The sequence below is a fragment of the Nonomuraea sp. NPDC003560 genome, from assembly GCF_042878785.1.
Taxonomy (GTDB): domain Bacteria; phylum Actinomycetota; class Actinomycetes; order Streptosporangiales; family Streptosporangiaceae; genus Nonomuraea.
Window position 1 is genome coordinate 94,212 of sequence record NZ_JBIAOF010000011.1, and the last position, 19,073, is coordinate 113,284.

The 19,073-nt window shown below is 72.3% G+C and carries 16 protein-coding genes; 8 read left to right on the forward strand and 8 right to left on the reverse strand.

The annotated features are described in order from the left end of the window. Positions 1 to 11: 11 nt before the first annotated feature. Positions 12 to 3,194: an ATP-binding protein gene (locus ACFYUV_RS35995; protein WP_387676874.1), complete on the reverse strand. Its 3,183-nt coding sequence runs from the start codon at positions 3,192 to 3,194 to the stop codon at positions 12 to 14. A gap of 18 nt (positions 3,195 to 3,212) precedes the next feature. Between ACFYUV_RS35995 and ACFYUV_RS36000 the strand changes: the two genes are divergently transcribed. After that, on the forward strand, positions 3,213 to 4,067 hold the full coding sequence (locus ACFYUV_RS36000; RefSeq protein WP_387676877.1) for a TatD family hydrolase: 855 nt from the start codon (positions 3,213 to 3,215) through the stop codon (positions 4,065 to 4,067). 168 nt (positions 4,068 to 4,235) lie between these two features. Beyond that, positions 4,236 to 5,081: a ubiquitin-like domain-containing protein gene (locus ACFYUV_RS36005; RefSeq protein ID WP_387676880.1), complete on the forward strand. Its 846-nt coding sequence runs from the start codon at positions 4,236 to 4,238 to the stop codon at positions 5,079 to 5,081. A gap of 111 nt (positions 5,082 to 5,192) precedes the next feature. Here the strand turns inward: ACFYUV_RS36005 and ACFYUV_RS36010 are convergent, their stop codons facing one another. Then, positions 5,193 to 6,422 (reverse strand): FG-GAP-like repeat-containing protein, encoded by a 1,230-nt coding sequence (locus ACFYUV_RS36010; protein ID WP_387676882.1) that lies wholly within the window; start codon positions 6,420 to 6,422, stop codon positions 5,193 to 5,195. Further along, positions 6,419 to 8,554 (reverse strand): protein kinase, encoded by a 2,136-nt coding sequence (locus tag ACFYUV_RS36015; protein WP_387676885.1) that lies wholly within the window; start codon positions 8,552 to 8,554, stop codon positions 6,419 to 6,421. The genes ACFYUV_RS36010 and ACFYUV_RS36015 overlap by 4 nt, the downstream gene beginning before the upstream one ends. Before the next feature lie 68 nt (positions 8,555 to 8,622). Between ACFYUV_RS36015 and rsmA the strand changes: the two genes are divergently transcribed. Both rsmA and ACFYUV_RS36025 read left to right on the forward strand, forming a co-directional pair. Then, positions 8,623 to 9,462 (forward strand): 16S rRNA (adenine(1518)-N(6)/adenine(1519)-N(6))-dimethyltransferase RsmA, encoded by an 840-nt coding sequence (gene rsmA, locus ACFYUV_RS36020; RefSeq protein WP_387677464.1) that lies wholly within the window; start codon positions 8,623 to 8,625, stop codon positions 9,460 to 9,462. 422 nt (positions 9,463 to 9,884) lie between these two features. Beyond that, positions 9,885 to 10,517: an NlpC/P60 family protein gene (locus tag ACFYUV_RS36025; RefSeq protein WP_387676888.1), complete on the forward strand. Its 633-nt coding sequence runs from the start codon at positions 9,885 to 9,887 to the stop codon at positions 10,515 to 10,517. A gap of 601 nt (positions 10,518 to 11,118) precedes the next feature. Here ACFYUV_RS36025 and ACFYUV_RS36030 read toward each other — a convergent pair. From ACFYUV_RS36030 to ACFYUV_RS36040, 3 genes are all read right to left on the reverse strand, one after another. Continuing rightward, on the reverse strand, positions 11,119 to 11,937 hold the full coding sequence (locus tag ACFYUV_RS36030; RefSeq protein WP_387676891.1) for an arginase family protein: 819 nt from the start codon (positions 11,935 to 11,937) through the stop codon (positions 11,119 to 11,121). Between the two features lie 195 nt (positions 11,938 to 12,132). Next, positions 12,133 to 12,672, reverse strand: a complete 540-nt coding sequence (locus ACFYUV_RS36035; RefSeq protein ID WP_387676894.1) for a hypothetical protein — start codon at positions 12,670 to 12,672, stop codon at positions 12,133 to 12,135. A 57-nt stretch (positions 12,673 to 12,729) separates the two neighbouring features. Next, entirely contained in the window at positions 12,730 to 12,861 is a 132-nt protein-coding gene (locus ACFYUV_RS36040) for a hypothetical protein (RefSeq protein ID WP_387676897.1), read from the reverse strand. A gap of 110 nt (positions 12,862 to 12,971) precedes the next feature. Here ACFYUV_RS36040 and ACFYUV_RS36045 point away from each other — a divergent pair, with 110 nt between their 5' ends. Beyond that, complete coding sequence (locus ACFYUV_RS36045; RefSeq protein ID WP_387676900.1) at positions 12,972 to 14,093, forward strand: sensor histidine kinase; 1,122 nt, start codon at positions 12,972 to 12,974, stop codon at positions 14,091 to 14,093. Then, positions 14,090 to 14,737 carry a response regulator gene (locus ACFYUV_RS36050; RefSeq protein ID WP_387676903.1) on the forward strand — a complete coding sequence of 216 codons (648 nt, stop codon included), beginning with the start codon at positions 14,090 to 14,092 and terminating at the stop codon, positions 14,735 to 14,737. The genes ACFYUV_RS36045 and ACFYUV_RS36050 overlap by 4 nt, the downstream gene beginning before the upstream one ends. 136 nt (positions 14,738 to 14,873) lie before the next feature. Here the strand turns inward: ACFYUV_RS36050 and ACFYUV_RS36055 are convergent, their stop codons facing one another. Further along, positions 14,874 to 15,083: a hypothetical protein gene (locus tag ACFYUV_RS36055; RefSeq protein WP_387676906.1), complete on the reverse strand. Its 210-nt coding sequence runs from the start codon at positions 15,081 to 15,083 to the stop codon at positions 14,874 to 14,876. Positions 15,084 to 15,321: 238 nt separating this feature from the next. On the opposite strand from ACFYUV_RS36055, the gene ACFYUV_RS36060 reads away from it, so the two are divergent. Continuing rightward, positions 15,322 to 16,224, forward strand: a complete 903-nt coding sequence (locus ACFYUV_RS36060) for a 4-(cytidine 5'-diphospho)-2-C-methyl-D-erythritol kinase (protein WP_352321954.1) — start codon at positions 15,322 to 15,324, stop codon at positions 16,222 to 16,224. 268 nt (positions 16,225 to 16,492) lie between these two features. Beyond that, on the forward strand, positions 16,493 to 18,310 hold the full coding sequence (locus ACFYUV_RS36065; protein WP_387676909.1) for an ABC-F family ATP-binding cassette domain-containing protein: 1,818 nt from the start codon (positions 16,493 to 16,495) through the stop codon (positions 18,308 to 18,310). Between the two features lie 253 nt (positions 18,311 to 18,563). Here ACFYUV_RS36065 and ACFYUV_RS36070 read toward each other — a convergent pair whose 3' ends face one another. After that, positions 18,564 to 19,067, reverse strand: a complete 504-nt coding sequence (locus tag ACFYUV_RS36070) for a MarR family transcriptional regulator (RefSeq protein ID WP_352321957.1) — start codon at positions 19,065 to 19,067, stop codon at positions 18,564 to 18,566. Positions 19,068 to 19,073: the final 6 nt, after the last annotated feature.

Sequence of the window (19,073 nt, forward strand, 5' to 3'; positions counted from 1 at the left end):
TATCCCGCGTCTCAGGCCGGGTCGTGGAGCGGGAAGTCGTCGAGGGAGTGCAGGGGGGAGGCGTCGATGACCTCCGCCGGGACGCCGGCCAGCATCAGCGCCTCCCGGTGGGAGAGCCGCGCGCCCGCGCGCCGCGCCCCCGCGTACCCCTGCTCGCCCAGCGCCTCGCGCAGCCGCCGCGACAGCCCGGCGACGTGCTCGTCCTCGGGCACGTCGATGCCGCGGATCGCGACGGCGGCGCCGAGCAGCGTGGCCGCCGCCGCCGGATCGTCGTCGAAGGCCAGCACCGCCAGCGCCTCGATCGCCCTGACGCTCTCCGACAACGCGCCCGAGGTGACCGTGCTCTCCATCGCCCGCAGGTAGGAGGCCCGCGCCCCGGCCTTGTCGCCCTCGGCTGCGGCCAGCCGTCCGAGCCCGACGAGCAGCCTGGCCATGTTCCCGGACGTCTTCACCCAGACCGGGTCGGACCGGCGCAACGCATCCTCGTAGAGCTCCCGGGCCCGGACCAGGTCGCCCTCGCGTACCGCCACGTCGCCCAGGCCGCGCAGGGCCGCCGGCAGGATCGCGCCGCCCGTACGCCCGGCCAGCTCCGCCGCGCGCTCGTAGTCGGCCCGCGCGCCGGCCAGGTCGTGCCGGATGCGGTAGTCGCCCCGGTTGCAGTAGTGGTCGGCCAGGTCCTCCTCCGCGCCGAGCTGCTCGGCCAGCGTGATGGCCTCCTCGGTGCGGGCCAGCGCGGTGGCCTCGTCGCCGCACGTGCTGGCCAGCCAGGCCAGGGCGTCGAGCGTCATCGCCGAGCCCCAGCGCTCGCCGAGGCCGCGGAAACCCTGGAGGGCCGCCTTGAGGTCCGCCTCGGCGGCGGCGAACTCGCCGGCCGCCATTCGCGGGTAGGCCCAGATCAGCCGGGTGGCGGCCGTCTCCCACGCGTCGGGGCCGCGCTCACCGCGCCGGATCAGCGCGATCGTGACGGCGGGGTCGACCGACGCCGAGGTGACCATCGGCCACAGGCAGGTGACGACCGGGTTCCGCAGGCCGTCCGCCGCGATCATCGTCTTGGCGCCGTCCTTGTGGCGCTCCCACAGCTCGCGCCGCCCGCTCGCCGCGGTGAGCAGGGTCAGCAGGTACGCGTCCCCCAGCGCGGGATCGGGCCGTGGACCGGCGGCCTCCAGCAGGGCCGCCGCCTCCTTGGCGGGAACCGCGCGCATGCCGCGCATCCACAGCGAGAACGTCTGCGCGGCCAGCAGCCGCATCCCGAGCGCCACCTCGCCCTGCTCCACCGTCCAGCGCAGCGCCGCCTGGAGGTTGTCGTGGTCGGCCGCGAACCGGGCCAGCCACGGCAACTGCTCCGCGCCCCGCAGCCGGGGGTCGCCCTCCTCGGCCAGGGCGAGGAAGTACGCGGCGTGCGCCCGCCGGAAGGTCGCGGCCTCCGCGCCGAGCCGGTCGGCGCAGAACGCCCGGATCGTCTCCAGCATGCGGTAGCGGCCGCCCGACACCTCCAGGAGCGACTTGTCGGCCAGCGAGTCGAGCAGGTGCTCGGGCAGGCCGCAGACGGCCGCTGCGGCGGCCGCGGTGGCCCCGCCGGAGAAGACGGTCAGGCGCATGGCCATGGCCTGTTCGGGCTCGGTGAGCAGCTCCCAGCTCCAGGCGACGACCGCGCGCAACGTCTGGTGCCGGGCGTCGGCCGTACGGCTGCCGCGCAGGCTGAACCGGCCCTGACCGGCCAGGCGTTCGGCCAGCTCGCCGGCCTCGTGCGTACGCATGCGGGCGGCCGCCAGCTCGATGGCCAGCGGGAGGCCGTCGAGCGCGGCGCAGATGCGTTCGACCGGCTCACCAGGGGTGAAACCAGGACGTACGGCCTTGGCCCGGTCGGTGAAGAGCGTGCGGGCGTCGGAGGGGGTGAGGGGGCGTACCGGCCACAGGTGTTCGGGGGTGATCGCGAGCGGCTCGCGGCTCGTGGCCAGCACGCGCAACGCCGGGCACGCCGACAGCAGCCGCTCGGCCAGCGCCGCGGCCTCGCCGACGACGTGCTCGCAGTTGTCCAGGACCAGCAGGACCGGCCGATCGGCGAGCACCGCGACCAGGCGGGCCAAAGGATCAGGCTCACCGGACGCGCCCAGCGCCGCGGCCCCCAGCAGCGCGCCGTCGCGTACGCCCAGCGCCGCGAGGACCGCTCGCGCGAGGTCGGCCCCCGGGCCGAGCGGGGCCAGCTCGACCAGGACGGCGTCGCGGTGGTCTCTGGCCAGCTCGACCGCCAGCCGGCTCTTGCCCGCGCCGCCGGGCCCGAGCAGCGTGACGAGACGGGCGGCGGCCAGCAGCGCCCGGACCTCGGCCAGGTCGCCGTCGCGGCCGACGAAGCTGGTGAGCCTGCCGGGCAGCGGCACCGCCGCCGGGCCCGTCCCGGCCCGGGGCGCCGGGGCCGGGGCCCGGGGAGGGGTCGGGGGCGGGTCGGTCGCGCCGCGCAGGAGAGAGCGGTGCAGGGCGGCGAGCTCGGGGGAGGGGTCGGCGCCGAGCTCCTCGGCCAGCAGCCGCCGGGTCTCCTCGTAGAGCACCAGCGCCTCGGCCGGCCGGCCGTCGGCGCGCAGCGCCCGCATGAGCTGGCCGCGCAGCCGTTCGCGCAGGGGGTGGCGCTGGACCAGTTCGCCCAGCTCGGGGATGACGCCCTGGTGGCCGCCGCAGCGCAGGTCGGCCTCGATGCGGTCCTCCAGCGCGGCCAGGCGGCGCTCCTCCAGCGGCGCGCCGTGCACGGGGTCGAGGTCGGCGAACGCGGGCCCGCGCCAGAGGGCCAGCGCCTCCCGCAACAACGTCCCGGCCAGGGCGGCGTCGGCCCGGCCGTCGCCCGCCCTGTCGGTTTCGGCGGGGTGGTGGCCGAGGAGGGTGGCGCGGCCGGTGTCGGCGAGGTGCAGGAAACGGCCGGCGTCGATGTCGCCGGGGGCCGCCGGCAGCCGGTAGCCGGCGGGCGTCAGCTCGACCGGGATCCCGTCGCCCCGCAGGCGGGAGACCTGGGAGTGCAGGGCGTGCTGGGCGTTCTTCGGCGAGCGGTCGCCGTACAGGAGGTCGATCAGGCGGTCCTGGCTGACGATCTCGCCCGGACGGACGAGCAGCAACGCCAGCAGCGCGCGCCTGGCCGGACCACCCAGAGGTACGTCGACGCCGGCCGCGTCCCATGCCCGGGTGCTGCCGAGAATGCCGAAGCGCATGGAGGCTACTTTAGATGCGTGAGCAAGATTCCCGCCGCGCCCGAGCCGCTTTCCGCACCGGTGTTCGACAGCCACTGCCACCTGGACATCATGGTCGGCAACAGGCAGGCGTCCTCGGGCGACCCGGTGGCCCAGGCCGCCCAGGCGGCGGCGGCCACCGTGCGGTCCATCCTGCGGGACGCCCGCGAGGTCGGCGTGACCAGGCTGGTCACCATCGGGTACGACCTGCCCTCCTCGCGCTGGAACGCCGAGGTGGCGGCCGAGCAGGAAGGCGTGTACGCCGGGGTCGCCATCCACCCCAACGAGGCCCACGAGGCGACCCCCGAGGTGCTGGCCGAGATCGAGTCGCTCGCCGGGCAGGCCGACGTCCGCGCGGTGGGGGAGACCGGCCTCGACTACTTCCGCGACTGGGCGAGCAAGGACGACCAGCACGCGAGCTTCCGCGCGCACATCGAGATCGCCAAGCGCACCGGCAAGGCGCTGGTCATCCACGACCGGGACGCGCACGACGACGTCCTGAAGGTGCTGGCCGAGCAGGGCGCGCCGGACAAGGTGGTGTTCCACAGCTACTCAGGCGACGCCGAAATGGCGAAAAAGTGCGCGGAAGCCGGATATTTCATGTCCTTCTCCGGGCCCGTCACCTACAAGAACGCCGGCTACCTGCGCGAGGCCGCCGCCGTGGCCCCCATGGAGCTCCTGCTCGTCGAGACCGACGCCCCCTACCTGCCGCCGGTCCCGTACCGGGGCAAGCCCAACGCCCCCTACCTCATCCCGCTCACCCTGCGCTGCCTCGCCGAGGTCAAGGGCGTCCATCCGGACGAGTTGTGCGCGGCGATCAGCACCAACGGAGTCACGGTCTTCGGCGAGTGGTGACCATCTTTCCGTTCGGCTTTTCGCTGCTTTTCGTGAAGCGGTGGAGGCGGGCGCGCCGCCGCCGCTAGCGTTCGGGCGGTCCCTGGCCGTTTCCGGAGGTGGTTCGTGCGAGGCAGGAGGCGTGCGCCGCGTCCGCGGATCCCCTGGCGTTCTCCGTGGACGCCGGTGGTGTGCGTCCTGGGTACGCTGGCCGCCGGCCTGCTGGTCGCGGCCTCGTACCTGGTCAAGGACGTCGTCGTGGTCGTCGACGGCACGCCGGTGGCGATCCGCGGCTTCGCCGCGCGGGTGGCCGACGCGCTCGGCGAGGCGGGCGTGTCCGTGGGGCAGGGCGACGTCGTGCGTCCCGCCCTGAGCGAGAGCATCGCCGACGGCTCCACCATCGAGGTGCGCCACGCCCGCCTGATCACGCTGACCCTCGACGGCCACACCACGACCCACCTGGTCACCGCCACCAACGTCCGGGACGCCCTGGCCGAGCTCGACGTCGAGGCGGCGGCCGGCAGCCTGTCCGCGCCGCCCGGCCGTCCGGTGCCGCTGTCGGGAATGTCGCTCACGGCGTACACCGAGCGCAGGGTCTACGTGGTCGCGGGCGCCACCCGGCTCGCCGCGCGCACCACGGCGCGTACCGTCCGGCAGGTGCTCAGGCAGGAGCGCGTCGTCGTCCGGCGCGGGTCCATGGTGCGCCCGCCGCTCGACAGCTTCCCCGAGGACGGGACGGTCATCACGGTCATGCCGCCGCGAGCCGTACAGATCCCGTGGGAGGTGACCCGGCTCGACTGGCAGGCGCTGGCCGCCTGCGTGGCGCGCGGCGACCCCCGGGCGTACAACCCCGACGGGCCCTACTACGGGATGTACCAGTTCAGCCTGCCCATGTGGCAGGCGGTCGGCGGCGTCGGCCTGCCGAGCGCCTGGCCCGAGGAGGAGCAGACCTACCGGGCACAGCTGCTCTACCAGCGGGTCGGCGGCCGGTGGCAGACCCAGTGGCCCAACTGCGGCGACCGCCTGTTCACCTGACGCCACCCTGTCCGGCCCCCTGTCCGGCCCCCTGTCCGGGGCCCTTTCCGGCCCCCTGTCCGGGGCCCTTTCCGGCCCCCTGTCCGGGGCCCTTTCCGGGCCCCGGCTCGGTCACCCGGCCAGTGCGGTGCCGAAGTCGGTGCCCTTGGGGGGTTGCACCGACTGCACGTCGTCGGCGTTGCGCGGCGCCACCGCGACCTTCCCGTACGGCGGCCCGTCCGGCTGGCCCACGAAGAGCTTGTTCCCGCTGAAGGCCACCGACCAGCCGAACAGCCCCTCGGCCGTCGCGAGCTTCCGGTCGTCGGCCGGGTTCTTCCACGAGAACACCTGGACGCCGCCGCCGTAGGGCGCGCCGACGGCCAGCCTGCCGTCCGAGGAGGCGGCCATCGAGAAGCCGAACGCCTGCCTGCCGCCCTGCTTCAGCATCCTCGTCTGCTTCCTGCTCGGGTCGAGGAGCTGCACGTAGCCGGGGCCGGGCGCACTGACGGCGTAACCGTTGCCCTCGGCGTAGGCGACCGCGTAGCCGTACCGGTCGCCGGAGGCCTTGGTGGGCGAGTCGAGCTTGAGGCTCACGATCCGGGGAGCCAGCACGTCGTCGATGAAGACCACCGACCCCGAGTCGATCTTGCCGGCCTGGACCTGCCGTCCCGCGCCGTCGTCGTTCTCGTACGGGACGCCCACGACCAGGCCGTTGCGTGGCCCGATCGCCAGCGACCAGCCGAACTGGTCGCCGACCTCGCTGTTGCCGCGCACGTCCACGGTCTCCTGGCTGATCCGGCGCAGCGCGCCCGAGCCCTGGCGCACGTAGACCGCGCCGGCGTCCTCGATCTGGCCGTCGTCCTCGTAGGGCGCGCCGATCACCGTCAGGCCGCCCCTGGCCGCCAGCGACCAGCCGAAGTGCGCGAACCGCTGCGGCTGCGGGGCGGTCAGGCGTTGCGGGGGCCCGGCCTTGCCGCCGTAGACGACGTAGACGCTGCCCGCGTCCTGCTCGCCGTCCACGTCCGCGAAGGGGGCGCCGATCAGCAGGTCGGCGCAGGAGTCGCCGTTGACGTCGGCCAGCCGTACGGACCAGCCCAGCCCGTCCCCCTTGACCGGCCCCGGCACGGCGACGGGGGTCACCTTGGCGCCCGACAGCAGGTGGACCGACCCCTTCTGCCCGTCGCCGAACGGGTCGCCCACGGCCACGTCGTCCGCGCCGTCACCGTCGAAGTCGGCGGCTCCGGCGCAGGCCACCGCCGACGCGGCGGCGGGCGCCGGTGACAGGGCGCCGCCGGCGGCGAGCAGGACGGCCATCGCCACCGCCCGGAAAGCGCCGGCGGGGAGCGTTCGGACGGGGCTCACAGGGCGACCTCGATCTGTCGGCCGTTCTCCAGCATGGTCGCGGACAGCTTCACGGGTTTGCGATAAGGCGCCAGGTCGAACACGAAGGCGCCGTCCACCCGCCCGCCCGGCTGGAGGGCCGGGGGCAGGGTGACCGGGGCGGGGTCGTGCTCGCCGCCCTTGTCGTCGACCATGGTGACGACCGGCCGGACGAGCCGGCGGCGTTCACCGCCTGGATTGATCACGGTCCAGTGGACCACGCAGAGCTGCCCCTTCGTGGTGGTTTGCCCCTCGAACTCCTTCAACCCGCACTCCGGCGCCTCCGGCACGACCACCACCGGGTCGTCGAAGTTCCCGCCCAGCGCGAACCTGCGGCCCACGTCGCCCGGACGCGGGTTCGTCACGGCCCTGGAGGGGCTGTTGGAGGTGGCGACGGAGGAGGGGGTGCGGCCGGAGTTCACGATCAGGACGGTGACGGTGACCACGATCGCCAGGACGGCGGCCGCGGCGGCGATCAACCAGCGGGTGCCCTTCGTGCGGGTGCCGCCCAGGGTGTCCGGCTCGTCGGGGGCATACGTCAGGACGCCCGGGTCCGTGCCCTCGCCGCTCCGGGGCCCGAGGCCGGATCGATGCTCAGCGGCGGATCGACGCTCGGCGGCGGATCGGGGGCCGGTGAAGGGTTGGGAGTCGGTGGCGGGCCGGGTGTCGGTGGTCGGCCGTGACTCGGTGGTCGGGCGGGACTTGATGGGGGGCCGTGACTCGGTGGTCGGCCGGGACTCGGTGGGGGGCCGCGACTCGTAGGGAGGCCGCGGCTCGGTGGTCGGCCGGGAGCGTGCCGGTTGCCCGCCCGAGGCGGACTGCCTGCGTGCCAGTTGGCGGGCCTGCTCAAGCTGGCGCTCCTGCTCCTGGCGGCGGGCCTGCGCCTCGGCTTCCCAGCGGGCCAGCTCGTCGCGGGCGGCCTGCTCCTCGCGCCGCGCCAGCTCGTCCGGGGACGCCTGCCGCGCCCCCGCCTGCCCGCCCGCTAAGCCGGCGGCCCCTCCGGAAGCGTTCCGAACATCGGGCCCGGCATCGGCCCCGAACGCCCCAGGCACCTTGGGCCGCCCCGCCCCCGCTTCCGGCCGCGCACCTGCTTCCGGCCGCGGGGCGGTACTGGGGCCGGGGGTACGCGCGCCTGTCGCGTCGCTCGGCGGCGGGGTGGTGAACGTGGCCGTGACGTCCGGCTCGTCCACGACGTTCTGCGGCGGCTCCCAGTCGGTCAGCATCTCCGTGGCGACCAACGTAGGCGGATTGTCGGAGAGAGCCGGAGTGCTCCCGCCCACCAAGGCGATCAGAAGCTCCTGGGCCGTGGGCCGATGGGTGGGATCCATGGCGGTGGCACGGCGTACCAGCTCGTTGAGCGGCGCGGGAAGCGCGCCGAGCTCGGGCGGCGTGTTCAGCACGCGGGTCGCCATCGTGATGGGATCGCCCCGCCCGAACGGATGCCGCCCGTTGCCCGAGTACGCCACCAGGCACCCCCAGGCGAAGATGTCCGCCGCCGGGGACACCAGCTCACCCCGCACCTGCTCGGGAGCCCACCATCCGGGGCTGCCAAGCAGTTCCCCGGAGAGCGTGAACCCGGTGTCCCGGTCCAGCGCCCTGGCGATCCCGAAGTCGATCACCCGCGGCCCGGACAGCGACAGGATGACGTTCGCCGGCTTCAGATCCCGGTGCACCAGCCCGGCCACGTGGATCGCCGCCAGCGCCGCGGCGACCCCCAGCGCCACGCCGTGCAGCGGCCCCGGGTCGAGTGCCCCGAAAGTCGCGATCTGGTCGGAAAGGGGAGTGCCCGCGATGTACTCGGTCACCATGTAGGGACGTCCGTCCCCGGTGTTGCCGTTGTCGAGCACCTGAGCCGTGCAGAACGACGCCACCCGGCGCGCGTTGTCCACCTCGGCGTGGAAGCGGGCGGCGAACCCCTCCTGGTTGGCGAACTCCGCCTTCACCACCTTGAGCGCGACGAATCGCCCCGTCGGGGCCCTGGCGAGGAAGACGGTCCCCATGCCGCCTTCGCCGAGTCGTCCGAGCAGGCGGTAGGGCCCGATCTCCCGCAGATCGGTCGGACGGAGCGGCGCGGCGCCCGTTGGCTCCATCAGGGACGTCCCTTCCTGTTCCACGCCATCCTCTCCTTAGGTCTCCCCCATCCGCCATCGCAGGTTCTTCGATGCGGGAGACTGGTTGGATGATGAGGCTGTTGGGCCCTGCAGAAATACGTATTTTGGCGAACAAGCTAGATCTTCGCCCCACGAAAAAGCTAGGCCAGAACTTCGTGATCGACGCGGGAACCGTCCGGCGCATCGTCCGCGTGGCCGACCTGTCGGCCGACGACGTGGTCATCGAGGTCGGGCCCGGCCTCGGCTCGCTCACCCTGGCGCTCCTGCCTGAGGCCGCGCACGTGGTGGCCGTCGAGATCGATCCGGTCCTGGCCACCCAACTGCCCCTCACCGTCGCCGAGCGCGGCCCGTCCGACCGGCTCACGGTCGTCAACGCCGACGCCATGAAGATCTCCCTCGACGACCTCGCCGGTCACGACCCCACGGCCCTGGTGGCCAACCTCCCGTACAACGTGGCCGTCCCCGTGGTGCTCCACCTCCTGGAGACGCTGCCCTCGCTGCGCAAGGGCCTGGTCATGGTGCAACTGGAGGTGGCCGACCGCCTCGCCGCCGGTCCCGGCTCCAAGGTGTACGGCGTGCCGTCGGTCAAGGCCGCCTGGTACGCCGACGTACGCCGGGCGGGCCCGGTCGGCCGTACGGTGTTCTGGCCCGTCCCGAACGTCGACTCCGGCCTGGTCTCCCTGACCCGCCGCGAACCGCCGGCCACCACGGCCACCAGGGAAGAGGTCTTCGCCGTCGTGGACGCCGCCTTCGCCCAGCGCCGCAAGACCCTGAGGGCCGCCCTGGCGTCCTGGGCCGGAAGTCCGTCCCTGGCGGAAACGGCACTGAGAGCCGCCGGCGTGGACCCCTCGGCCAGAGGCGAACAACTCACCGTCGACTCCTTCGCCCGAATAGCCGAACAAAAGCCCTAACCCAACCCACCCCAAAAAGCCCAGGCCCCCACCCCCCGAGCCCCGACTAGGCACCCCCTCCACTCCCCAGGGCTTGGCATCCTGTGACGCCCGCACCCCCCAGGCGCCCGCCTCACGTCACACGCGGCCTCGGGGCGTCCACCTGGCGTCGGCGCGGCGAACCCGCACAGCTTCCACACTCCCCCTCCTTCCGCGCAGGCACGCCCCCCGTCCTTCCGCGCAGGCACGCCCCCGCCTCCGTGCAGGCGCACGCCCGGCCTACATCCACTCGGTGCTCGCACGAGGCCCCTGACACCGGGCGGCTGTCCACAACCCAAGACGCTCAACACCCACTCATCCACAGAACCCCGTTCGGCCCCTCCGCCCCCGCTTCACCCACGTGATCCTGGCTCTCGTCCCTCATCACGACGAAGGAGCCACTGATGAACACCCGCCACCACATCACCCAACTGTCGGTCATCCTCAGCAGCGGCCTCCTGACCGTCACAGGAGCCCACCCCACCCTCGCCAGAGCCACCCCCACTCCATGCCTCAGGGCCACCCTCACCATCCCCGCCGCCGGCGCCGCAGCAACCGCCACCACTCGCTGCCCGGCCCCCCACCGCCCCAAGAAACCGAAGCCGAAAAAACCCAGAAAGCGCCCGAAGCACAAGGGCGAAATCGCAGCCGCCGCCGCCCTTTCCCAGCTTGGCGTCTCGTTCTCCTGGGGCGGTGGCTCCTCAAGAGGCCCCACCATCGGAGTCGGCACCGGCGCGAACACAAGAGGCTTCGACTGCAGCGGCCTCACCCTCTACGCCTGGTCCAAGGCCGGAGTAAGGCTCGCCCACTACACCGGCACCCAGTTCCGCCAGGGCCGCAGAGTCCCCCTCGCCTCCAGGCGCAAGGGCGACCTCCTCTTCTTCGGCGGCCCCGGCGACCCGACCCACGTAGCGCTCTACCTGGGCGACAACATCATGATCCACGCCCCCCGAACCGGCGACGTAGTACGAAGAACCAACTTCCTGACCTCCGCCTACTACCGAACCGCCTACCGAGGAACCATCCGCCCCGCCTGACACCACCGCACCCTCAGCACAAGGAACACCCCAACCCCGAACACCCACCACCCGTCAACGCCCAAAACCCCGGACGTCGACCAACCCCGGACGTCCACCAACCATGGGCGCCAGCCAACTCCGGTCGCTAGCCAACTCCGGTCGCCCGTCAACCAGGGCGCCCGTTAACCAGGGCGCCCGCCGCCCAGGGCGCCCACCAACTGCTGACGACGCACCCTCCGGCAGGCGGCCATCCACCCCGGACGCCGACTCATCACCTGAGAGCAACCACCACGAATCAGCGCTGCGACCGGCTACAACCCTGAGCAGCGCCACGGGCCGCGAACCAGCGCTGCGACCAGCCACTTACCCCGAGCAGTGCCACGGGCCCCTGCCGTCCACCTTGACCAGCACCACAGGCGCTCACCTTCTACCCCCGAGGCGACTGCCGCTCGCCCTGATCAGCGCTACGGGCGCCCACCGTCCACCTGATCAGCGCCGCAGGCGACTGCCGCTCACCGGGACCAGCACCGCGAGCGCCCACCACTGACCCTGACCAGCACCGCAGGTGAGCGCGCGCCCCGACCAGCACCCAAGAGGGCCGCTCCGCCGCGAGCGCCACCTACCGCCCGGCGCAGACCGCCACCAACTCCTTCACCACCGACGCGAGCAACGCCTGATCCTCAGCCCCCGCCGGCTCATACTCCATGAGCCCCAACCCCACCACCTCGAACCGCTCCGCGATGGCCCTCACCAGCTCCAGAAGCTCCTCAGGCCGGAACCCCTCAGGCGTAGGAGACCCCACGCTCCCGAAGATCTGCGGATCCAGCACATCGAAGTCGACATGCACATAAACAGCCGTCCGCTCCCCGCCCGCCGCCGCCGCAGCACCGACAGCCTCGACCAGACCCTCCGCATCCGCCGCCCGCACCCACCGCACACCCCGAGCCTCGACGAACGCGACCTCGGCCACATCCAGATCACGCACCCCCGCCAGCACGACCTGCCCGGCCCCGACCGGCTGCCCGGCCACCAGCCCGTCAGGCCCTTCACCGGTCAACGCCCTCAGGACCATGCCGTGAAAGGCCCCCGACGGTGACGACTCCGGCGTGTTCAGATCCCCATGCGCATCGAACCAGACGACGACCAGCCCATCCCCGAACCTCCGCCGCGCCGCGGCCACCGGCTCCAGTTCGACACCGCAGTCCCCACCCGCGGTGACCAGAAGCCCGTCCCACCCAGCCTCGACGACCGCAGCCCGAACCCTGGAAGCAGTGACCACCAGATCATCGTCATCGACCTCGACCTGAATCCGACGATCCGCGTCCACCATCTCCGCAACCAGCCGGGCCCCCTCCCGCAGCCGCTCAGCCGTACGAGCCCCGGACCCCCGCCACTGCGGCACCTCGACAACCGTCACCTCGGACACGAGCACCTCCACATCAAGTAGTCCTCTCAGCATCCCAAGGACGAACCAATGCCGACCACCACAAACTCTGCTGAACCAGATCGACGAGTGCCGCATAAAGGCCCCGCAGGCCGTCGTCCCGGACGGGGGCACACCGTGCCCGCCGCCACCCACGTCCGCCTCGGCCAAATCCCGCACGTTCAGCTCTCAGAGCCTGCCGACAAAGGCTCAGGTGTGGCGGCGGCGCCGATCGTAGGCGTAGGCCAGGGCGAGCACGATCGGGCCCCACAGGTTCAGCGGGCTGATGCATGCCGCGGCCAGGATTTCCCACCAGACGTTCTCGTAAGCGACCTGGTCAACGGTTCCGACCCATTGAAGCACCGTCTGTACCGGCAGCACCGACAAGATCGCACCCCCGGCCACCGCGGGGATGATCGCGGCCATCGGCCGTACGCGACGCCCCCCGAGGAACGGGATCCAATTCGGGACGACCTCTCCCCACCGGCGCACGAGGCCGATGCACAGCAAGGCCGCCAGCTCCGACAACACGCTGAGCCCGAAGATGTACGGAAGCCTGATGATCCACAGCGCCGGCATGTCCGTGTCGTGGACTTGACCCATGGGGAAGTTGAAGGCGAACGGCAGCCTCCACAAACACGAAGGAAGCACCAGCCAGGGAAGCGCGTAGGCGGCACGCAGGGCCCAGCGCGGGACGGGCCGTTCGGTGTCGCTGGCGGCCGGAGCTTTGTGCAGCAAGTTGATCGTCATGGTTCTACCTCCAGGACTGTCCGGATGAGTAGCCGGCGTGTACTCGATCTTGGTGATTCATCCGGCGTCGGCGGCGAGACCGGCCAGCAGCCATCTCTCCCGCGTCTGCTTCTGCCGGCCCGCGCCCTGCCCGAGTGCTCCGTAAACGGCGCCTGACAGCAGCACGCCGGACATCGGTTTCCGTACCATCGCAGCCTCCTGGCCTCTGGAATCAGCACCCAGACTGCGCTCGCGCGGCGAGGAAGACATCTGCCGATCGGCTGATTCGCCGGCACCGGCGCTGCTCTAAGGTGCCGCCCATGAGACTTCTCGCAGGCGGGCTGGTGGCCGGCGTGCTCGCGCTCGCGTTCGTCCTGTGGCCGCTCCCGAGCCCGCTCGTCGTCGTGCCCGCGGTGCTCACAGCCGCAGCCATGTGGCTTGTCCGGTGGCCGAGGGCACGCCCCCGCCTCGCGGCGATCACGGCGGCCGCCGGTGTGATCGGCGCGGCGTGCACGCTCGTCTGGCTGGCCGATCCCGGCACCGCGGGCGGACCGTCGACCTACGTTCACACGGTCGCCGTGCTCACGTTGATGACGCTGACCGTGCGCTGGGCCGCCGTACGGCAGGCGGTCCCGGCGGTGGGGGTGGCCGCGATCTCCGAAGCGCTCCTGGCGTTGCAGATCACCCAGCCACCGCCGTCGGGCCTCGACGCGGTCGCCCTCACTCTCTTCTGGTCCATCGGCACGGCAGGCGCAGTCGGCCTCGGCGCCTATCTCCGTGCCCTCGATCGGCGCCGGGTCGAGGCGGTCAGGCAGGCCCGCCGCGCCCAGCGGCTGCAGCTTGCCCGCGACCTGCACGATTTCGTCGCCCACGACGTCAGCGCCATGGTCCTGCAGGCACAGGCGGCGCAGATCCTGCTTGACCGCGATCCGTCCGAGGCCGTGGGTGCACTGCGGGCGATCGAGGAGGACGGCTCGCGGGCGCTGGCGTCGATGGACCGGACCGTACGCATGCTGCGCGAGCTGGAGGGCGACAGCGCCCCCGCCGAGCCGCTGCCTGGCCTCGACGACCTGCCCGATCTGGTACGGCGTTTCGCCGACGCGGGCTTCCCCGACACCGAGATGCGCGTCGAACCGTCCGGCCCGGTGCCGCGCGAGGTCGCGACCACGACCTACCGCATCGTCGTGGAGGCGCTCACCAACGTCAGGAAGCACGCGCCGGCCGGGTCGAGCGTCACCATTCAGGTGAGCGACGAGACGGGGCCGGTCGTTGTCACCGTGGCCGACCATGCACGCGACCAGGCCCTGCCGCGCCTGCCGTCCGCCGAACGCGCCGGCGTCGGCCTGGCCGGGCTGGCCGAGCGGGTGCAGGCGCTGGGCGGCACGTTCACCTCGGGCCGCGCCGTCGGCGGCGGCTGGGTCGTGAAGGCGGTGTTCCCATGACCATCCGGGTTCTGATCGCCGACGATCAGCCGGCCATCCGGCGCAGCTTCCGCACGATCCTCGCCGCCCAGCCGGACTTGGAGGTGGTGGGCGAGGCAGCGGACGGCGTGGCCGCGCTCGACCTCGCCCGCGAGCTCCGGCCGGACGTGGTCGTCGCCGACATCCGCATGCCGCGCATGGACGGGCTCGAACTCACCCGGCGCCTGGCCGGCCCCGAGACGCCATCGCCGATGCGGGTGATCGTCGTGACCACCTACGACCTCGATGAGTACGTGCACGCCGCCCTCCGTGCAGGAGCCTGCGGTTTTCTGCTCAAACACGCGGGGCCGGTGCTCCTCGTGGAGGGCATCAGAGCGGCAGCCGCCGGCGATGCCTTGATCAGTCCTTCGGTGACCGTACGGTTGCTGCGCCATCTCACCCCGTCACCCGCTCGTACCGGCGTACCGGGTGAACAGCCGCTGAGCGACCGCGAGCTGGAGATCGTCAAGCTGGTCGCCGCGGGGAGATCCAACCCCGAAATCGCCGCCGAGTTGTTCATCTCGGCGGGCACCGCCAGGACCCACGTGGCCAACGTCCAGCGCAAGCTCGGTGTGCGCAACCGCGTGGGCATAGCCGCCTGGGCCTGGGAACACGGCCATGCGTGAACCCTGAGCGAGCGCCTGCGGTGACGCCGACACCGTTCGATCGCGGCGACGGTACGGCGGGCGGCGTACTGCTGTGTCGCCGGGTAGTTCGTGTCGTAGACCGCCTCGAAGCGATCTCGCTGTGTCACAAGTTCTCCTAGCGAAAGGTGCCGGACACAGAGGTAAATGTCCGGGACCAGCCCGCCTGTTGCACCACCGCCCACAACGCCCACAACGCCCACAACGCCCACAACGCCCACAACGCCCACAACGCCCACAACGCCCACAACGCCCACAACGCCCACAACGGCCGCGACGCCGCCGAAGCAGCTTCCCCGGTGCGGTCCGGGCCATCGGCGGCGCCCATGGAGGGCAAGGCGCCGTTCCGGAGAGAAGGTCGGCCCGAAGAGAAGGCGGTGGCAGAAAGACGGCAATGTCGGCGTATGACCACCTGATCGGCCGAAAGGAGGACGAACCCTCACTCTGCGTGGCCCGCAGTCGGTCATCTCACACGTCTAATTCCGAGAACCGCATGTCAGCGCACCCCACCCCGATAACATCGAGTGTCCTTGACCCCGGCAAGCGATGAAAGTGGCAGAAGATCGATGAGTTCGGTGACCGTACGTGTGCCCGCGAAGGTCAACGTGCAGCTTTCAGTCGGCCCGCTCCGGGAAGATGGCTACCACGACCTGGTCAATGTCTTCCACGCAGTGTCGATCTTCGATGAGGTGGTCGCGAAGGAGGCCGAGTCGATCACCGTCACGGTCAACGGCAGATGGTCCGACCAGGTGCCCGTCGACGACGACAACCTCGCCATCCGCGCCGCCCGCGCCCTCGCCAAGCACGCGGGCCGCTCGTACGGCGCCGACCTGATCATCGAGAAGGCCATCCCGGTCGCCGGCGGCATGGCGGGCGGCAGCGCCGACGCGGCGGGGGCCCTCGTGGCCTGCAACGAGCTCTGGGGGCTCGGCCTGCCCTTCGAGGACCTCATGGAGATCGCCGGAGACCTGGGGAGCGACGTACCGTTCTCGCTGCTCGGCGGCACGGCGGTCGGCACCGGCCGCGGCGAGCAGCTCAGCGAGCTGCCCACGGGCGGCACGTTCCACTGGGTGTTCGCGCTGGCCGACGGCGGCCTCTCGACCGCCAAGGTCTACGCGGAGTGCGACCGCCAGCGCGAGGCTTCGAACGCCCGCGTGCCCTGGCCCGAGCTCGACGCCCCGCTCATCGAGGCCCTCGGCACCGGCGACGCGTACGCCCTGGGCGCCCATCTGAGCAACGACCTCCAGGCCGCCGCCCTGGCCCTGCGTCCCGAGCTCGCCACGACCCTCGACAGCGGGCGCCAGCACGGCGCGCTGGGCGCGATCGTCTCCGGCTCCGGCCCCACGTGCGCCTTCCTGGCCATCGACGCCACCCACGCCCGCGACCTCGCCAACAGCCTCACCGCCACAGGCGCCGCCACCACCACGGTCGCCGCCCACGGCCCCGTAACCGGCGCCACCCTGCTCTAACCCGCCCTCAATGGCCCCCGCCACGCCAGCCCCGCACAGGCCGCCCCGCTGAGGTCGCCCCGCTGGGGGCGTCCGTTGGGGTCGTCCCGCTGGGCATGGCGTGGGAGGGGGCCAACGTTTCGTCGCGCCGGGGCGACGCCTCCAGGGGGCGGACGTGAGCCGGGCGCTCAAGATGGGCATTCCGTCCGGCAATCCCTGGCCCGTAGACGATCAAGGGACGTCGTGGGCGTCGGGAAGCGGTTGAGGGGACCGATACCCTGGACACGTCATGAATCTGGTCAACCTTGAGTCGGTCTCCCATGCCTACGGGCCCAAGCCGCTCCTCAGCGACGTCTCCCTGGGCATCGAGGCCGGGGAGCGCATCGGCGTCGTCGGCCGCAACGGGGGCGGTAAGACGACCCTGATGTCGGTCATCGCCGGCGACGTGCGTCCCGACAGCGGCCGGGTCACCCACACGCGCGGGCTGCGGGTCGGGTTCCTGTCCCAGCAGGACACCCTCGACCCCGAGGCCACCGTGACCCAGCTCGTCCTGGGGGACAGGGCTGAGCACGAATGGGCAGGTGACCAGCAGGTCCGCGAGATCCTGGCGAACCTGATCGGCGACCTCGACCTCAGCGCCAAGGCCTCCGCGCTGTCCGGTGGCGAGCGCAGGCGGACGGCGCTGGCCCGTCTGCTCATCGACGACCACGACCTGGTCATGCTCGACGAGCCCACCAACCACCTCGACATCGAGGCGATCGCCTGGCTCGCCGCCCACCTGGCGACCAGGAAGAGCGCCCTGCTGGTCGTGACCCACGACCGCTGGTTCCTCGACGCCGTCTCCACCCGCACGTGGGAGGTCGTCGACGGCCGGGTCGAGCGCTACGAGGGCGGCTACGCCGCGTACGTGCTGGCCAAGGCCGAGCGGGCGCGCATCGCGCAGGCGGCCGAGGAACGCCGCCAGAACCTCATGCGCAAGGAGATCGCCTGGCTGCGGCGCGGTCCGCCCGCCCGCACGTCCAAGCCGAAGTTCCGGATCGACGCCGCGCAGGCCCTGATCGCGAACGAGCCGCCGGCGCGGGAGACCGTCGAGCTGATGCGGTTCGCCGCGGCCAGGCTCGGCAAGACCGTCTACGACCTGGAAGACGTCACCCTGCACGCGGGCGGCCCCGGCGACGGGCCGCTGGTGCTCGATCACTGCACGTGGCAGTTCGGGCCGGGCGACCGGATCGGTCTGATCGGCGTCAACGGGTCGGGCAAGTCGTCGGTGCTGCGGTTGCTCGCCGACGGCGTCCAGCCGGACTCGGGCCGGGTGATCCGCGGCAAGACCGTACGTCTGGCGCATCTGTCCCAGGAGTTGACCGAGCTCGACCCGTCGCGGCGGGTGCTGGAGTCGGTGGAGGAGATCCGCAAGTACCTCCAGCTGGGCAAGCGGGAGTGGACGGCGTCCCAGTTGCTGGAGCGTCTGGGCTTCAAGGGCGACGCGCAGTGGAAGGTCATCGGCGACCTGTCCGGCGGCGAGCGGCGGCGGCTTCAGCTGCTGCGCCTGCTGATGGACGACCCCAACGTGCTGCTCCTCGACGAGCCCACCAACGACCTCGACATCGAGACGCTCAACGAGCTCGAAGACCTGCTGGACGGCTGGCCGGGCACGCTGATCCTGGTGAGCCACGACCGCTACTTCCTGGAGCGGGTGACCGACCGGTGCGTGGCCCTGCTGGGTGACGGCAAGCTGGTGATGCTGCCGGGCGGGGTCGACGAATACCTCGAACGCCGCAGCGCCGGCACGGCGGTGACCGCCCGGATCGGCAGCGCGCCTGCCCCGGCGTCCGGTGCTCCGGCCCCGGTCGCGGCGTCGTCGGGCGCGCAGCCGGAGACCGGGCTGTCGGCCAAGGAGGAACGCGAGCTCCGCAAGGAACTCAGCCGCCTGGAACGCCAGCTCGACAAGCTCGGCGACCAGGAGGCCCGCCTGCACGCCGCCATGGCCGAAGCAGCCAGCGACTACGCCAAGCTGGGCACCCTCGACGCCCAGCTCCGCGACGTCCTGGCCCAGAAGGACACGGTCGAGGCGGAATGGCTCGAAGTGGCCGACCGCCTCGGCGACTGACCCTCGCCACGCTCTCGCGCGCGAGGGTCCGCGCCGGTTCGACGGCCACGGGAGAGGCGGCGTCGGCAGACTGGCCCGTCGGCAGACCGGCCCGGCGCGGTCGCCGGTGCGGGCCGCAAGGCAGTGGCCGACGTGGCGGCCTCAGTCGCCGGGCCTCCGTCGCCGGGCCTCAGTCGCCGGGCGGCCGTGGCCCTGAGGTCCCCGAAATGGGTGCCGCCCGCCGGAAGAGCGTGCGTAAAAGCTCGTAGAGGGGTTATTGGGGGGAGTCGAAGGGGGCGAGGAGCAGGCGGAGGAGGGCGGCGAGGGAACGCTGGTCGGCGGGTTGGAGGCCGGAGAGCAGGTCGCGCTCACGCCGCAGCAGGTCGGCGAACGCCGCGTCCACCCGCGCCACCCCCGTGTCCGTCAGCGACACCAGCACGCCGCGCCGGTCCTCGGGGTCGGGCCGCCGTCGCACCAGACCCGCCTGCGCGAGCCGGTCGATGCGGTTGGTCATCGTCCCGGACGTCACCAGTGTGGCCCGTAGCAGGGCCCCGGGGCTCAGCTCGTACGGCTTCCCGGCCCGCCGCAACGCGGTGAGCACGTCGAACTCCCAAGGTTCCAGATCATGTTCGGCGAACGCCGCCCGCCTGGCGCGGTCGAGATGTTTGGCCAGCCGTGACACCCTGGAGAGGACCTGGAGGGGCTCGACGTCGAGATCGGGCCGCTCGATCCGCCATGCCGCGACCAGCCGGTCGACCTCGTCATCCTGTGGCGTCATGACACA

Coding starts and splice junctions, on each gene's coding strand:
- ACFYUV_RS35995 (WP_387676874.1), bottom strand. CDS start 3,194: ATGCGCTTCGGCATTCTCGGCAGCACCCGGGCATGGGACGCGGCCGGC.
- rsmA (WP_387677464.1), top strand. CDS start 8,623: ATGAGGCTGTTGGGCCCTGCAGAAATACGTATTTTGGCGAACAAGCTA.
- ACFYUV_RS36025 (WP_387676888.1), top strand. CDS start 9,885: ATGAACACCCGCCACCACATCACCCAACTGTCGGTCATCCTCAGCAGC.
- ACFYUV_RS36035 (WP_387676894.1), bottom strand. CDS start 12,672: ATGACGATCAACTTGCTGCACAAAGCTCCGGCCGCCAGCGACACCGAA.
- ACFYUV_RS36040 (WP_387676897.1), bottom strand. CDS start 12,861: ATGGTACGGAAACCGATGTCCGGCGTGCTGCTGTCAGGCGCCGTTTAC.
- ACFYUV_RS36045 (WP_387676900.1), top strand. CDS start 12,972: ATGAGACTTCTCGCAGGCGGGCTGGTGGCCGGCGTGCTCGCGCTCGCG.
- ACFYUV_RS36050 (WP_387676903.1), top strand. CDS start 14,090: ATGACCATCCGGGTTCTGATCGCCGACGATCAGCCGGCCATCCGGCGC.
- ACFYUV_RS36055 (WP_387676906.1), bottom strand. CDS start 15,083: ATGGGCGCCGCCGATGGCCCGGACCGCACCGGGGAAGCTGCTTCGGCG.
- ACFYUV_RS36060 (WP_352321954.1), top strand. CDS start 15,322: ATGAGTTCGGTGACCGTACGTGTGCCCGCGAAGGTCAACGTGCAGCTT.
- ACFYUV_RS36065 (WP_387676909.1), top strand. CDS start 16,493: ATGAATCTGGTCAACCTTGAGTCGGTCTCCCATGCCTACGGGCCCAAG.
- ACFYUV_RS36070 (WP_352321957.1), bottom strand. CDS start 19,067: ATGACGCCACAGGATGACGAGGTCGACCGGCTGGTCGCGGCATGGCGG.